The sequence below is a fragment of the Croceimicrobium sp. genome, assembly GCF_965228705.1.
In the GTDB taxonomy this organism is placed as follows: Bacteria; Bacteroidota; Bacteroidia; order Flavobacteriales; family Schleiferiaceae; genus Croceimicrobium.
In genome coordinates this window covers 2,421,540-2,435,671 of record NZ_OZ245832.1, presented here as the reverse complement: position 1 = coordinate 2,435,671, position 14,132 = coordinate 2,421,540, and the positions used below count along the sequence as shown (strand labels likewise).

Annotated in this window: 14 protein-coding genes; 9 read left to right on the top strand and 5 right to left on the bottom strand. The window is 43.9% G+C overall.

The window, feature by feature from the left end:
• Nucleotides 1-6: 6 nt before the first annotated feature.
• Nucleotides 7-162 carry a hypothetical protein gene (locus ACO05P_RS11100; protein ID WP_421750874.1) on the bottom strand — a complete coding sequence of 52 codons (156 nt, stop codon included), beginning with the start codon at nt 160-162 and terminating at the stop codon, nt 7-9.
• Nucleotides 163-480: 318 nt separating this feature from the next.
• Between ACO05P_RS11100 and ACO05P_RS11095 the strand changes: the two genes are divergently transcribed.
• The 8 genes from ACO05P_RS11095 to ACO05P_RS11060 all read left to right on the top strand — a co-directional run bounded on the left by ACO05P_RS11095 (nt 481) and on the right by ACO05P_RS11060 (nt 5,956).
• A complete protein-coding gene (locus ACO05P_RS11095) occupies nt 481-1,260 on the top strand; it encodes a hypothetical protein (RefSeq protein WP_421750872.1) in 780 nt (259 codons plus the stop codon).
• 125 nt (nt 1,261-1,385) lie between these two features.
• Nucleotides 1,386-2,099 (top strand): HNH endonuclease, encoded by a 714-nt coding sequence (locus tag ACO05P_RS11090; protein WP_421750870.1) that lies wholly within the window; start codon nt 1,386-1,388, stop codon nt 2,097-2,099.
• A gap of 8 nt (nt 2,100-2,107) precedes the next feature.
• Nucleotides 2,108-2,965 carry a helix-turn-helix transcriptional regulator gene (locus ACO05P_RS11085; protein ID WP_421750868.1) on the top strand — a complete coding sequence of 286 codons (858 nt, stop codon included), beginning with the start codon at nt 2,108-2,110 and terminating at the stop codon, nt 2,963-2,965.
• Nucleotides 2,966-3,049: 84 nt separating this feature from the next.
• Nucleotides 3,050-3,385: a hypothetical protein gene (locus tag ACO05P_RS11080; RefSeq protein WP_421750866.1), complete on the top strand. Its 336-nt coding sequence runs from the start codon at nt 3,050-3,052 to the stop codon at nt 3,383-3,385.
• Nucleotides 3,382-3,882, top strand: coding sequence for a DUF1772 domain-containing protein (locus ACO05P_RS11075; RefSeq protein ID WP_421750864.1), 501 nt, complete (start codon nt 3,382-3,384; stop codon nt 3,880-3,882). The genes ACO05P_RS11080 and ACO05P_RS11075 overlap by 4 nt, the downstream gene beginning before the upstream one ends.
• Nucleotides 3,882-4,484 carry a carboxymuconolactone decarboxylase family protein gene (locus tag ACO05P_RS11070; protein ID WP_421750862.1) on the top strand — a complete coding sequence of 201 codons (603 nt, stop codon included), beginning with the start codon at nt 3,882-3,884 and terminating at the stop codon, nt 4,482-4,484. The genes ACO05P_RS11075 and ACO05P_RS11070 overlap by 1 nt, the downstream gene beginning before the upstream one ends.
• 2 nt (nt 4,485-4,486) lie before the next feature.
• On the top strand, nt 4,487-5,317 hold the full coding sequence (locus ACO05P_RS11065) for an SDR family oxidoreductase (RefSeq protein ID WP_421750860.1): 831 nt from the start codon (nt 4,487-4,489) through the stop codon (nt 5,315-5,317).
• A gap of 102 nt (nt 5,318-5,419) precedes the next feature.
• Nucleotides 5,420-5,956, top strand: a complete 537-nt coding sequence (locus ACO05P_RS11060) for an SRPBCC family protein (protein WP_421750858.1) — start codon at nt 5,420-5,422, stop codon at nt 5,954-5,956.
• A 33-nt stretch (nt 5,957-5,989) separates the two neighbouring features.
• Here ACO05P_RS11060 and ACO05P_RS11055 read toward each other — a convergent pair whose 3' ends face one another.
• From ACO05P_RS11055 to ACO05P_RS11045, 3 genes are all read right to left on the bottom strand, one after another.
• Complete coding sequence (locus ACO05P_RS11055; protein WP_421750856.1) at nt 5,990-8,107, bottom strand: WG repeat-containing protein; 2,118 nt, start codon at nt 8,105-8,107, stop codon at nt 5,990-5,992.
• Nucleotides 8,108-8,177: 70 nt separating this feature from the next.
• The gene (locus tag ACO05P_RS11050; RefSeq protein ID WP_421750854.1) at nt 8,178-9,239 is read right to left on the bottom strand and encodes a hypothetical protein; all 1,062 of its coding nucleotides are present in this window, start codon (nt 9,237-9,239) and stop codon (nt 8,178-8,180) included.
• Nucleotides 9,240-9,344: 105 nt separating this feature from the next.
• Nucleotides 9,345-11,768 carry a TonB-dependent receptor domain-containing protein gene (locus ACO05P_RS11045; RefSeq protein WP_421750851.1) on the bottom strand — a complete coding sequence of 808 codons (2,424 nt, stop codon included), beginning with the start codon at nt 11,766-11,768 and terminating at the stop codon, nt 9,345-9,347.
• A gap of 788 nt (nt 11,769-12,556) precedes the next feature.
• On the opposite strand from ACO05P_RS11045, the gene ACO05P_RS11040 reads away from it, so the two are divergent.
• Entirely contained in the window at nt 12,557-13,339 is a 783-nt protein-coding gene (locus ACO05P_RS11040; RefSeq protein ID WP_421750849.1) for an amidohydrolase, read from the top strand.
• Here the strand turns inward: ACO05P_RS11040 and ACO05P_RS11035 are convergent.
• A complete protein-coding gene (locus ACO05P_RS11035; RefSeq protein ID WP_421750847.1) occupies nt 13,336-14,100 on the bottom strand; it encodes an exodeoxyribonuclease III in 765 nt (254 codons plus the stop codon). The two genes, ACO05P_RS11040 and ACO05P_RS11035, sit on opposite strands and share 4 nt — an antisense overlap.
• Nucleotides 14,101-14,132: the final 32 nt, after the last annotated feature.

Genomic DNA, 14,132 nt, shown 5'->3' with positions numbered 1-14,132 from the left:
TCACTGCTAATTGCAATGTACTTCTAGATAGCTCAGGAATAGATAGGCGGTTTCTTGCAGTTTATGGTGGACAATATGATGGAGCTGTGATCCATGTTGATAGGCTATAAGTCCGAAGATAAGCAGGGCCAGACCGTATTTCTTGATGCTTGATAATTTCATTTTTCTTCTTTTCTGGGGCAAAACTGCTATCCCTTTTTAAAAGGGAAGGACGGAATTGAGATTCCGAACTCAATCGCTTCACAGGGTAAGCTTGCATTCCGTTTAATTGGCGCCTAAAGCCTGCTGTGTATGGCTTTCATATCACTTGATCTCTCCGCTGTGGGACGGAATTACCATTGTATTCAAATAAGTTCTGATTTGTATATCCGGTCGCTTGATGTGGGAGGTGGCTGCACTTTTGCCTCGTCAAATTTCGATGGGGACCTATCCGCCGAAAGGCGACAAGGAAAACTAAAACAATCAATTAAAAACTAAAACATGAAAGTGAATTTTAAACTCGTTGTGCTCTTGTTGGCAATGTCCTTCAACAGCTTTGCTCAGGAGAGCGATTCTGAATTTAATCATCAACTACGCCTAAGTGGTGGTGTAGGTAGTGGGATTTGGGAAGATCATCAAACTTCTGATTCGACGATGCAAACGCTTAGTCAATTGTGGCAGGCAGATTATCATCTCAATTTCCATCAGCGGCAGAATTGGAGTATTGGTCTGGCTTTGCAGAGTGGGCCGATGTTTCCAGAAGGTATGCGCGATTTAGATCAGGGCTTTGTGCGTTTCCAATTTCGTACTGCCTACACCTTTACTCTGATTCAAAATGAAGATTCGCGCTTTGACCTGGGCTTACAATATCGTGCTCAAAGCCGTTTGATCTCCAATGTTTTGGATGAGAACCAAAATAAAGATTTGGTGCAGCATTTCAGTCGCCAGGGATTAAGCCTACAAATTGGCGCTCAGTATCACATGGATAAGTGGCGTTTCGAGGGACAGGCTTTATTTCCAATGGCCACCACTGTAAATCGTGGAACTAAGGGTGATACCAATTTAAATGAGGACCTCTTTGAGCAAATCTTTAAGGGCTCCGAATGGGGAACCTGGCACCAATACTTTGCGGCCGATTTGAGTTTGGTGGCCGCTTATGAATTTAATGAGCAGTTTGACATTTACCTGCGCTACCAGGCCGAAATGCAAGCCATGCCGGTAAGCCCGGAATTGTTTTCTGCCCAACAACATTTGAGCTTAGGAGTAAACCTCAAATTCTAAATGCAGCTTTGCTAGTTGTGCTGTTTAGCCGCTCTGGATTATTTCAGGGCGGTTTTTTTTTGTTTAGGAAGAAAGCTCATAAAGCACTAATAATAATTATTTTGGACCTTCATTACCCCCCTTTAATGAGAAGTCCCCCTTGGCATCGAGATGAGCTGATTTTAGCTATGGATTTATATCTGCAATTGGAACCTGGTCAAATTCATGCAAGAAACCCAAGGGTTATAGCTTTGTCAGAATTATTGAATAAGCTTCCCATCCATTCAGGTAAAGGGAATTTCAAAGATTTTAGAAACCCAAATGGAGTAGGGTTAAAGCTCAGCAATTTCTTGGCAATCGATGATACCTACCCAGGTAAAGGCATGCAAAGAGGAGCAAAGCTAGATAAGGAAGTGTTTGATGAGTATGTAGGTAGACCAGATGATTTGAAAAGGATTGCTTCCAAGATCAAAGGATTGCTAGAGAATGAGGAGGTAATTCTTAAAATGCCGGATGTTGAGTATGAAGACTATTCAGCCAAAGAAGGTAAGCTGCTCTTTAAATATCATCGATATCGAGAAAGGGACCCAAAATTGGTTAAGCGTAAAAAGGATAGGGTATTCAATACAAGAGGTAAATTGGAATGTGAAGTCTGTGAATTTGATTTTGCAGCTAAATATGGAGACCTAGGAAAGGGCTTTATTGAGTGTCATCATCGTGTTCCCTTATCTGAGATAGATCAAGAACGGGAAATAAGATTGGAAGATTTAGCTTTAGTTTGTGCTAACTGCCATCGTATGTTACACCGTGATACAGCATTATCTACTAACGAGCTTAAATCCTTAATGGTCAATTACTGAAATAAATTTTGAACCGCGAATTCATCAATATAAAAGACTTCACCATTTTGGTGGAATTGGCCGAGGCAAAAGAAGCTTTGGTAGATACCTGTTATTTTGATGAGCCTGTCATTGCGGTGGCCTTTTATGGATCGGGAAATGTGCACCTGGAGGTAGATTATGCCGGTGAGCAGCAGGCTTTTGATTATACCCAGGGTTTGGCTTTATCCTTTTATGCCGATGCGGAAGTTAAGTTTAAGCATCATGTTTCTGCGGATCGCCCACTGGAGTGCCTGGTGATCGCCACTTCTTTGAGGCATATCGATTCTTTACCCGAGCAAGAGGTGGCACTTTTTAAGGAATTATTGGATCCGCTTTTGCATCCAAAGAGTCATTTTGTGGCGGGGCCTCAGTTTTATATGAGTGCCGCCATGCAGCAAACGGTAGATCAGGCCTTACGCAATCAGTTGGAAGGCAAGGCCAAGATGATGTTTTTCCGTTCTCAGATGACCGCTTTATTGGCGCATTATTTCGGAGAACTTTCTGGAAGTGCAGGTCAAAGCCTGGCTCATGATACCTTGATAAGGTTGGATAAGGCTCGGGAAATTCTCCTCGCTAATATGGAAGAGCCTCCGGGTTTATCGGAATTGGCGGCAGAAATCGGCATGAATACCAATAAGCTTAAACAAAGTTTCAAAGCCCATTTTGGTCTACCCGTATTTCGTTACCTCCAGAATCAAAGACTGGAGAAAGCACATGAGCTTATTCGCAGCGGTGGTGCTACTGTTCAAGAAGCAGCCTGGCAGGTGGGCTACGATAGTTTAAGCTCCTTTTCCAAGGCTTTTGCGCAAAAATTCGGCTATCGACCTAGCGAAATTCGCGCCTGATTCTTTTCGAACCAATTTGAATTCTTTTCGAACTAAGGCCCCGACTTAGGAGGGCGGACTTTTGTCTCATCAAACTTTAAACGCATGAGCACAAATTTCCAAGCTTTTAAATGGCTCTTAGTATTTCTGCTACTAGCCAAAGCCAGTCAGGCGCAAAGCCTGCCCGAAGAGGGCCCTTATTCTTTATTGAAAGACGAGGCCCTGGTAGTTCTTAAAAATAATTGCAATACCTGCCACAAGCGGATGAATCCAACCAAGTTCTTTACCGAAGAGAATATGGAAGAATTTGCTCCATTGATTAATGAGCAAGTTTTTGTGAAGAAGCGGATGCCGCTGGGCTTTTGGAATAAACTGGAGGAGGAAGATGCTGAAAAGCTTCGCCGTTGGATTAAAGCTAATGCCAAACACAAATCCTCATGAAAGCTATCAGTCTCTATTCCGCAGTCTTTCTTGGTGGGCTGTCAGCCGGATTTTACTATGCCTGGCAAGTTTCGGTCATTCCCGGAACCAAATTGATCAGTGATTCTTCCTTTCTGGAGAGCATGCAAAACATTAATCGGGCGATTCTGAATCCAGCCTTTATCCTCATCTTTTTCGGGACTCTATTGACCCTGGTGGCCGCGGCTTATTTCAATTTTAATCAGACAGAGGTTTTCCGCTGGATTTTAGCCGCCACGCTAATCTATGTTTTTGGTGTATTGGGAGTAACCATTGCCGGCAATGTACCTTTAAATGAATACCTCGATCAAGTGCAATTGGGTCGCTTAGATGCCCGAGGTCTTTCCCATGTGCGAGATATTTTCGAGAAAAGCTGGAATCTTCGGCACCTCATTAGGACTGCCTTTGCCCTGCTGTCCTTCTTCTTAATTCTGGGAGCCCTTTATCGATATGGCTCTGAAACTCTAAATCTTAAATAATGAATCGTCCTTTTTTTAGCTACCTGGATGAGTGGTCGGATATTACAGATATCACCTTTAGAGATCGCCCCCGATTAGGACCTTTAGATAAAGCTTCGCATCGTATTATGCGTGGGCCGGGTCGCCTTTCTTTTGCCGACCGCGAAATGATTGCGGCCTATGTATCGGGTTTAAATGCTTGTTCTTTTTGCTATGGTTCGCATGAAGCGGTGGCAGCGGAATTTGGAGTAGAGTCACATCTATTAGAAGAATTGGTGGACAATCTGGATCAAGCTGCGATTACAGAGAACTATCGAGTGCTCCTGCGCTATGTTCAAAAACTCACCTTGAGTCCGTCGAAAATGAGCAGGAAAGATGCCGAGGTGGTGTATGAAATGGGCTGGACCGAAGAAGATCTGCATTTGGTGGTGCTGATTACCAGTCTCTTTAATTTTTATAATCGTCTTCTTGATGGTCACGGGGTAAAAGGCAATGGGGCCATCTATCAAATGGGGGGTAAGCATCTCAGCCGCAAAGGCTATAAAGTGCCCTGGTTTATTGGGGCGATTAAGAATATCATATTCAAAGCAAAACGTAAACAATTGAAAACTAAGACTAACTGAAAATGGAAAAAAGAAAAATTGTAGTGCTAGGTGCCAATGGCAAAACCGGTCGAAAGGTGGCCGATATTTTGGAGTCAAGGGGGGAGAATGTGGTTCGGGGGAGCCGTCAGGCTTCCCCTCCCTTCGACTGGCATCAACCGGAACAATGGTCGGAGGTTTTGCGAGGTGCTGAACGCATGTACATCACCTATCAACCCGATTTGGCTGTTCCCGGTGCTTTAGAGGCCATCGAAAAACTAGTGGAAGTGGCCAGGATCGAAGGCTTGCAAAAACTGGTGCTCCTTTCTGGTAAAGGAGAAAAAGAAGCGGAGCTCTGTGAGCAAGTGATTATTAATAGTGGCATAGACTACACCATTGTGCGGGCATCCTGGTTTAACCAAAACTTTAGTGAGAGCTTCTTTTTACCAGCCATTCTATCCGGTGATGTGGCTTTACCCATGGCTCAGGCCAAGGTGCCTTATGTAGATACTGATGATATTGCGGCAGTGGTGGCTAAGGTTTTAATGGATACAAAACATAATGGTCAAATCTATGAGTTAACCGGTCCACGCTTACTTACTTTCCAACAGGTTATGGAAGAAATTGCGGTAGCCAGCGGCCGAAGCATCAGCTTTACACCTATTTCATTACCAGCTTATATCAGTATGCTGGAGGATTTACGAGTAGAGAAAGACTTCATTTGGTTAATTCAATACCTCTTTACCGAGGTTCTTCTGGAGCCTAAAAATGCAATTCTAAGCACAGATATTCGAAAGGTATTGGGTCGTTCTCCGAAAGACTTCCGTCAGTTTGCCGCGGAGCAAGCTGCCCTCGGAATCTGGACCCCTCATTAAGTTATTGAGTAGGATAAGTTTGGTGGTTAATTATTTTTTCAAAGCCAATTAAATGAGCTACATTTTCTTAAATTGCTAAGGATCAAATAAAACTAAAAGAAAATGAAAGCTTTAAAATCGGTAATTATTGGAGTGGTGGTTTTAATTGGAGCCCTATTATTAGCCGCTCTTTTTGTGTCTAAAGACTTCTCCTACGAACAAAGTGTACATATTGATGCTCCCGTACTTCAAGTTTGGAATCATACCAACAGTTTGGAAAGTATGAATGATTGGAGTCCCTGGGCCAGTATAGATCCGGATATGAAACAAGAGTATAAGGGAGCTAGCGGTACAGTGGGTTCTGAAAACTGCTGGGATAGTGAGAATGAAAATGTAGGTGCTGGCTGTCAAACTATAACCAAGGTTGCAGCACCTTATACCCTGGAAACCCATTTGCATTTTACGCGCCCTTTCGATTCGCATGGCGATGCTTATGTAAAGCTTAGTGAATCTGCTGGTGGTACAAAGGTGATTTGGGGGATGAAGAGTGAAATGGCCTATCCGATGAATATTATGAATCTTTTCATGAGTGCGGAAGATGCTATGAGCGCAGATTTTAGCAAAGGATTGAAGAAGTTGAAGAACCTTTCTGAAGCGTAGTTTAAATACTGAAAAATAGTTGGGGTCGAATTTCTAATTCGACCCTTTTTCTTTTTTCGCCCGCCACATTTCCTCAACTTTCTTTTCACCCATCGGATTAAGTCCTTTTAAGGATGGTGAAGTGTAGAAATAGCCTTTCCAAACTCCATCTTTTCGGAAGTAGACCCAAGTATTAAGCTCACGTTTCAAGAAAACATCTTGTTCACAAGGGATTATTAGGGAATCACCACGAATGGAGTAAACTCCCCACTTATTATTTTGCTGCACTAGGAGTTGGAGATTAGGATCTCCCTTTAGGAAAACAATACTGTCGAAAATAGCTGGACGGATATTCTCCGGGCTTATGGGATTGTAATAGGATAGCATCCACAAACCTTCCTTACCATCTTTACCGTAAGCCATATACCAACCTTCGAGTGGGCGGGCATAATCCATCTTAATGTTCGGATAGCTTCTAAACTGGAGTTGATGGTATTCGACCAGTATTTTTTCTAAGCCGCGATGCAGTAGAACTGCTGAGGAATGCAAGGGGGTGAACCCCTGCCAGCCTTGTTCTACGGAGGCGATATTCCCTTGTCGGTCACGGATTTCAAATCGCTTTCCCTCTTGACTAAATAGCAGGCAAGAATCTTTAGAAATGCCATCAAAAACCAGAACGCCAAGGCTGTCATATATAGGGGGAATCAGTTCTTTACCATTTTCATCGGCCAGGGCCCATTTGCCATTTTCTTGATAAAAGAAGCGGTGGGCCTGGTAGAAAATAGACTCGTAGGCAGGCTTCAGGGTAGTGTCGCCAAAACTATTGAGAATCCCCTTTTTGCCATTATTGATCATCTGATAATAGAAAGGTGCGAGGATGCTAATGCTATCGTGGAGAGGGTCTTCATCCCAGGATCGGCTGTAGCCGTTAAAGAGTCCTGAACCTTGCTTTGTGACTATAATGGAGCAGTAGCGGCAGGCTCCGGGTTCTATTCGTTCTAATCCTTCGCCAAATACCAAATTGCCATGGCTATCGTAAACCTGAGTAATACCATCTCTGTCCCAGCTTTGAAGAAGTCCACGTTTGTATTCAATTCTATCAAAAAGGAAGGGCAGGAGTACTTTGCCGCTGGTGTCGGCCAAGCCCCAATACCTACCAGCTGGCCAGGTCTTTTCTGCATCTTCGATGGCCGGGCTGTTCAATAGGGCCTTCCAGGCGAAGAGCTGATAGTCGACATTCTTTACCGGAAAAATGCTATCATACTTTGGACTGAGAATTTCCTTGCCATTCCAGTTTAGTACTCCCTGGCCTTGCGCTCCAATAACCTGGAATTGGTCTTCGATATAGAGTCGAAATCGGAGGTCTTCCCTGGACCAAAGCAGTTGGCCTTGAGGATTATAAACTTCGATGCCGTCTTCATCCTGTGCCAACATTCGGTATGAGAAATTACGTCTCAGGAACTGTAATTTTTGGTAGCCTTTGGAGCTTATTTCTTTGCCATCGGGTTTAAAGAGATACCACTTTTCTTTGCGTAGGCCATAAACAAAGGGAAGGCTGGGGTCGTGCATTAATCGCTCATAACGTGACTTAATAACCACCTTGCCATTGCTATTCCGTTTTAAACCGAAGAGATGCGTTTTAGGGTCTTGAAACAGAGCATAAACACTCTGTCGTTCCCATCCATAGGAAGGTTGGATCATCGCCAATTCGCGGAGGCTTAATCCAGAATTCTGCTGCCAGTCTATCAGAGCGGAATCTTTCATGTCCAGTAAAAAGTGGAAGCGATACAATCGGTTAATTCGCTCGGCTGACTCCAAACCAGCACTTTCTGCGATTAAGTAGCCTACTGCGCACAGGCGACCAGCATCATCAATAAAGCAAGGCCTTCTTTTGGCGGGATAGCTAAAGCTTTTGGGATATTCTCCCATTTGAATATAGGCTTCTAAAGCTGTGAGATTTTGAGCTCTGGCCAGCGAGTCTCCATGGTAATCATCTTCGGCCTTGAGCCGGTTTAAGACATAAATCAAGTGGCTATGAATTCGATCTTGTTCCGAGTCTTCAGGCTGAGGCCAACGATGATATTGCATATACCAAGAGCTGTCGCCAATAATTGCATTGATAGGCTGTGCACTTATTTGGAGCGTAAGTAAAAGAAGAAGAACAATTCGCATGAAAGCAATTTAGCTTTTAGACGCTAAAAGGCTTTAAAGTTGGCTCTTAGTTAGTTGATTTATTGTGAGATTAAGCCTTAAAGGAGGTTCGACCCAGGTAGGTCCGATGTTCCGTACGCTCAATCATTTTACTGAGATGTAGCTTTAATACATGGCCCATACTGTTGAGTCCACTGAAAGCTTCCGTGCGATGAAATTCATTGAGGTCGGCACAAAGGGAGGCGATTTTCTCGGGTTTGGATAAAGGTACTTTCGCCATAGAATCCAGTAATTCATCCAGCTGTTCCTTGGCTAAAAAATAACGCTTGCGAATAAGGGTACGTTCTTCGGTTTGGTATTGATCTACCGTTTCCGGGGATAAGATATCCATGCAAAATTGAATCACCTCAAAATTCTCTTTGTAGAATTGAGGCAGATAATGATTTTTTCGGCCTTCGTAGGTCAATTGATCAAAGTCGATGGGCCGCACCCGATACTGTTCCATATCGAAGTCGGGCGTTACATCCACCACATAGTTATAAGAGCGCATATCGCCCAAAAGCATGGCAAAGCAGCGTTCGTTAAACTTTACAAATTCCTTGGCCATTCGGGTTTTGGCAAAGGTGGGCCGATCCATATAATGCCCTAAAAACACATCTCCGGGAATACCGGCGATATGCTCTTCTACCAGAGTGTCGCCATCTACCAAATAACCAATGCGATTCGGACTGAGGAGGTGTTCTAGTTCCAGGCCATAAATCCGGGAGGCATCGGCCTTCTTGATATAGTAGTAATCGTGGTTATCGTTGATGGTGTTTACAATGCGAATGCGAAAGGGATTGGAGTTCCCAAAGAGGCAATGGTCGATTCGATCGGTGCGCAATTGGCCCACAAAGCTCTGGTCGCCATCGGTTTTAAGGGCAGCGTAAATTTCGACCAGGGCCTTTTGCACCTCGGTTTGGAGGTAATTATCGTAAATCACACTTTGCCAAAGGGTGTCTTTGCCTTCCTGATCTAAAACCGGAACCGAATTACTGAATTGCAAGAGTGCCTCATATGTAGCTGCCAATGGAGCTTCACGGCGGTATTTGCGCAGGTAGCTCCGCAATTCAGGATGTATGGGGTAATTGGGTTTTTTCTTGGAAATTTCCATTCTTGAAAATTAGCGAATTCTGCGGTGCGGGCTAAAATCTTAAAAGCAAAAAAGCCCGATCGAAACGAATCAACCGGGCTTAAATCCAAACATGTATATAAAATCTTACCAGCGAGCTTTAATTCCAAAAAGGAAAGAGCGTGGCATAGTGGGCCTTAATCCTGCTGGACGCATGGCAACGAGATTTACGGCGTCACCTAAATTGCGCACACTGGCAAAAAGGCTAAAATGATAGTTTAGGTGGTAGGTCCCTGATAGATCAATCATCCATTGGGCGGGAATTTCATGATCCGTGGCAATGGTACCGCTACCCGCTTGAGTGCGCATCGCACTTTGATAGCTAATACTGGAATTTAAAGCCAGGCGTTTCCAGGCGGCACCTAATTGAGCATTAAGTATATGCTCAGCGAGGTATGGGAGTTCATCGCCTTTGTTTACCGTACCCCAGGCTTCGTAATCGCTTTCAAAGCTATTGTCGAATTGAGCATGGGTGAAAGTGTAAGCGAATGCCCATGGGAAGGCCCAATTGCTTGCATCCGGACGAATTTCTCCGTTTAGCTCGGCTTCCAGTCCATATACGCTGGCGGCACCTCCGTTGTAGATTAGGTTATTGCCCACGCCACCGGTGGCAGCCATATCCGATCCCAGGAGATTTTGGTAGTCATTGTAAAATGCAGTGGCACTGAGCTTGGCAAAATTCAAGTCCCAACGAATGCCTAATTCGGTATTTATACTGGCTTCAGGCTTGCTTCCTGCAACACTTCCGGGAGGGGCAAAACCTTTGTGGATACCCGCAAAGATTTGGTTTTTAGTACTCAAGTCGTAACGGATCCCCAGGCCAGGAATAAACACTTCTACCTGATTTTCACGCTCATTCAAATTTACCCCGGTACGGTCTACATCAGATTTTCCATAATCATGACGAGCCAGGTTGATGTTTTCATAGCGCAAACCCGGATTAAAGGTCCATTTGTTCCAGGTTAATCGGTATTCAGCAAAAGCGGCCCAGGCACGGGCATCTTCAATACGATTGCTTTCTGTACCTGGAGTACCTGCATTAATAAGGGTGAAGTTCCCTTGATCCAGACTAAAGGTATTATTCCACTGAAAGCGATCCATGCCATCCTCGTGATAGCGTAGGCCGGCCTTAATTTGCTGATTCTTCCAATTGTAAATCACCTTGCTTTGCAAGCCCTGTGCGTAATAAGAGCGGTTGTTGTTTTTTAAATAAAGGGTATCATCACCTGCGCCAATTAAAGTTTGGTAAGCATCGGCATAAGCAGCTGGATTCGCTAAGAGATTCGCAATGCTCACGTTTTCACCATTCGATAATACCTTATCTAATTTATACCAGTTTCGACTGAACTCATTGCGATAAGCGGTAGTCACAATATTGATATTGCGATTGGGCTTTAGGGTATAGCTTAATTTGTATTGTTTTTGGTCAGTCTCCATGCGGTCCAGGCCGGAAGCGGCATAGCGACGGTAGGGAGTGGTGGCGAAATCATCCTGACTTAATCCTAGATAGGTCTCATCGCTGTTGTTAATGCTTTGGGCCAATTTTAATTCCAAAGCCTGATAGATGCGCGCATCTTTGGCAGTGTTAATGCGGAATTTTGCCTGGTAGTCTGCAAGATCAAAGCCAGTTGGTCCTCCAAAATCCAGTTCCTTAAAACCATCAGCCGAAGCCTGGTAAGTTTCTACTACAAAACCAAAATGAGTAAAAGATTCACCAGCATAAGCGTGTAAGCGTCGTTGTCCGAAGCTACCTGCCAATACATCTAATTTAGCTCTGAACTCATCCGGAATTTGGGTTGAGATAAAGTTCAAAGCTCCCCCGGTGGTATAGGGGCCATATTCAATTTGAGAACTTCCTTTGCGCACTTCTACTCCTTCCATTCTACCGCTTGTAGGGAAATAGTAAGCAGAAGGGGCGCTGTAAGGAGCTGGAGCGGCAAGAATACCGTCTTCCATCAAAGTGATTTTAGAACTGCGCTCCACACCGGTGCCTCGCATTCCGATATTGGGGCGAAGGCCAAAACCATCTTCTTCTTGCAGGTAAACCCCGGGTATGCGACGCAAAAGACGAAGGGCATCATTGTATTCGTAGGTTTCCAAAGCTTTTAAACCCAGGTAATGAGCGGAACCACTTAATTGACGAATTCCTTTTTCGCCACCGGTTAGGCTGCTTCCATTTACTACCGCTTCGGCCATAAGTTCATTCTTGAACTCTAGATTGATGAATATATCCGACTTGCCGGAAACTAAGGATACTATTTGGCTATGCTCCTGGTAGCTAACATGCTTGATTCTTAGTTTGTAATCCCCGGGTTCCAGATCTTTAAATTCAAATTTTCCGCGGGCATCACTAATGGTTTGGCGATTGCCAGGTTCTAAGTAGATAGCTGCATTGCTAATGGGTAACTTATTGTTGCTGTCGTTAAGATATCCGTTTAGGAGGGCTTTTTGACCGCTAAGCGAGAGGCTGATCAGGCAAAGGCTAATGAGGTGAAAAGAGAAGAGCCGCATTGTTTTTCTTAATTAGACTAATTTTAAATAACGCGGCGAAAATACTATTGATCATTAGTTTAGGCAAGGTTCAATCTGGCTTTGCTGATTGTTTTTTTCTTAGGAAAAAGGATTGGGCTTAACTAAAAGCTATCAGGAGAATTAGGCTGGCGGAGGAAAAAAGCTAAGCGAATGGTTTTTATCGGATTCGCTCCGGTAGTGGAGTTGCCGCGTGGCGTTTATCGTAGCATCTGTAATAACCAATACCGGAGCCAAACCCGATGAAAAATGGCAGGTCTTTGATTTCCATAGCTCAAATTTTGTCCTGCTGAATTTTAGACGTCGCTAATAACTCGGGTTGCCTGTTTGGAAATGTTAAAATGAGTGAAAATTCATGGAGGCATTAAGATCAAGAATGCTCCACTAGAAATGCTGGTATGGCTAAAGTCTTGAGGACTAAACTTATGGGCACAAAAAAAGCGGGAGACTCTGCAACTCCCGCTTCATATACCTTAACAGTGTTTGGAATCTGTAGATTACTAACCCTATTTCCCTATAAAATGAAGAACCCTGTTAAGTTGTGTCTAACTTACAACTTTTTTTAACATTTCATAATCTTTTAACAAAAAAAAGCCGTTTACCACAGGTAAACGGCTTTCAACGAAAACTAAAACATAAAAATGAAAAAACTTCGTGTGCTCTTCCAGTCAAAAGTACGCAAAAAAATGGGCTCTCCAAAGCCCCTTATCGATTGAGAGCACAGTTTATCGAAAACTGTAGCTTTGCGCACAGTCCTCTAAAATTACAACGTGGAAGTAAGCGAATTATTCCGACTGGCCTTAATTCAAAGTAGTTTACATTGGGAAGATCCTGCGGCTAACCGTGCTCATTTCGAGGTGCTTATTGAAGAGGCAGATGCCCCGGATTTAATTCTTCTCCCAGAAATGTTCAGTACGGGCTTTAGTATGAACCCTCAAAATATTGCGGAAGATGTCGCTGGTGAGAGCTTGCTTTGGATGCAAAAACAAGCGCGCTCCAAGAATTGTGCGATTAGCGGATCTTTGATGATTAAAGAGCAGGGGGATTACTTTAATCGACTCTATTTCGTGTTTCCCGATGGGAGTTATCAAAGCTATGACAAGCGCCATCTTTTTAGCCTGGCAGGTGAGGAGAAAGTATATACGCCAGGCCAGAAAAAATTGATCGTAGAATACAAAGGCTGGCGCATCAATCCCCAAATCTGTTACGACCTTCGTTTTCCGGTATGGTGTAGAAATGCAGAAGATTTCGATTTACAGTTTTTTGTGGCCAATTGGCCCGAACGCAGATCTGAAGCCTGGGAAGCTTTATTAAAAGCACGGGCTATCGAAAACCAATGCTATCTGGCGGGGCTAAATCGCATTGGTGAAGATGGCAATGGCGTTTACCATTCGGGAAATTCGGCGGTACATGATCCCTTAGGAGCCGTACTTTCCGAAACGCAAGCCCATGTAGAAACGGTTGAGGTGGTAGAACTCTACTACTCCCAATTGCAAAGAATCCGTTCCAAATTCGGATTCTTAAAAGATCGCGATCAATTTTCTATTCTTTAATTGAGCTCAACGCTTACCGGGCAGTGATCACTATGCATAGCGTCAGGCCAAATTTCAGCCCCGCTTAAACGCTCTTTAAGCGCCTCTCCGGCCATTTGGTAATCGATACGCCATCCTTTGTTGTTAGCGCGTGCATTAGCGCGGTAGGACCACCAGGAATAACGATCCATTTCGCCCTCATGAAACTGTCGGAAACTATCAATTAAGCCTTCTTCCAAAAATTCACTAAGCCAGGCGCGTTCTTCGGGTAAGAAGCCAGAGGTGTCTTTATTGCTTTTGGGATTGTGGATATCGATTTCAGTATGACAAATATTGAAATCACCCCCGATGATAAGCTGCGGTCTTTCTTTGAGTAGTCCTCGAATGTATTGCTGAAAATCGCCCAGGAATTTCATTTTCAAATCCTGACGAGCATCACCGCTGCTGCCGCTGGGTACATAAACGCTCATAATGCTGAGGTCGCCGAAATCCGCTCTTAAAACTCGTCCTTCTTGGTCGATATAATCAATACCACAGCCTACTTCAATATGATCGGGTTTAATCTTACTTAAGATGCCCACTCCGCTGTAACCTTTTTTCTCAGCACTATGCCAGTAAGAATGGTAGCCTAAAGCTTCAAAGTCTTCTTGCTCTATTTGCTCGGGCTGAGCCTTGGTCTCCTGAATTAGCAATACATCTGGATTGGCTTCTTTTAGCCATTCTACTAATCCCTTGCGCATAGCTGCGCGAATGCCGTTTAGGTTGTAAGAAAAAATCTTCATGAACGCGTAAATGTGCAAATTTGCCGTTAGTC

Excerpts from the sequence above, each read along its gene's own strand:
- ACO05P_RS11100 (WP_421750874.1), bottom strand. The coding sequence starts at position 162 with ATGAAATTATCAAGCATCAAGAAATACGGTCTGGCCCTGCTTATCTTC.
- ACO05P_RS11095 (WP_421750872.1), top strand. The coding sequence starts at position 481 with ATGAAAGTGAATTTTAAACTCGTTGTGCTCTTGTTGGCAATGTCCTTC.
- ACO05P_RS11090 (WP_421750870.1), top strand. The coding sequence starts at position 1,386 with ATGAGAAGTCCCCCTTGGCATCGAGATGAGCTGATTTTAGCTATGGAT.
- ACO05P_RS11080 (WP_421750866.1), top strand. The coding sequence starts at position 3,050 with ATGAGCACAAATTTCCAAGCTTTTAAATGGCTCTTAGTATTTCTGCTA.
- ACO05P_RS11075 (WP_421750864.1), top strand. The coding sequence starts at position 3,382 with ATGAAAGCTATCAGTCTCTATTCCGCAGTCTTTCTTGGTGGGCTGTCA.
- ACO05P_RS11070 (WP_421750862.1), top strand. The coding sequence starts at position 3,882 with ATGAATCGTCCTTTTTTTAGCTACCTGGATGAGTGGTCGGATATTACA.
- ACO05P_RS11065 (WP_421750860.1), top strand. The coding sequence starts at position 4,487 with ATGGAAAAAAGAAAAATTGTAGTGCTAGGTGCCAATGGCAAAACCGGT.
- ACO05P_RS11060 (WP_421750858.1), top strand. The coding sequence starts at position 5,420 with ATGAAAGCTTTAAAATCGGTAATTATTGGAGTGGTGGTTTTAATTGGA.
- ACO05P_RS11055 (WP_421750856.1), bottom strand. The coding sequence starts at position 8,107 with ATGCGAATTGTTCTTCTTCTTTTACTTACGCTCCAAATAAGTGCACAG.
- ACO05P_RS11050 (WP_421750854.1), bottom strand. The coding sequence starts at position 9,239 with ATGGAAATTTCCAAGAAAAAACCCAATTACCCCATACATCCTGAATTG.
- ACO05P_RS11045 (WP_421750851.1), bottom strand. The coding sequence starts at position 11,768 with ATGCGGCTCTTCTCTTTTCACCTCATTAGCCTTTGCCTGATCAGCCTC.
- ACO05P_RS11035 (WP_421750847.1), bottom strand. The coding sequence starts at position 14,100 with ATGAAGATTTTTTCTTACAACCTAAACGGCATTCGCGCAGCTATGCGC.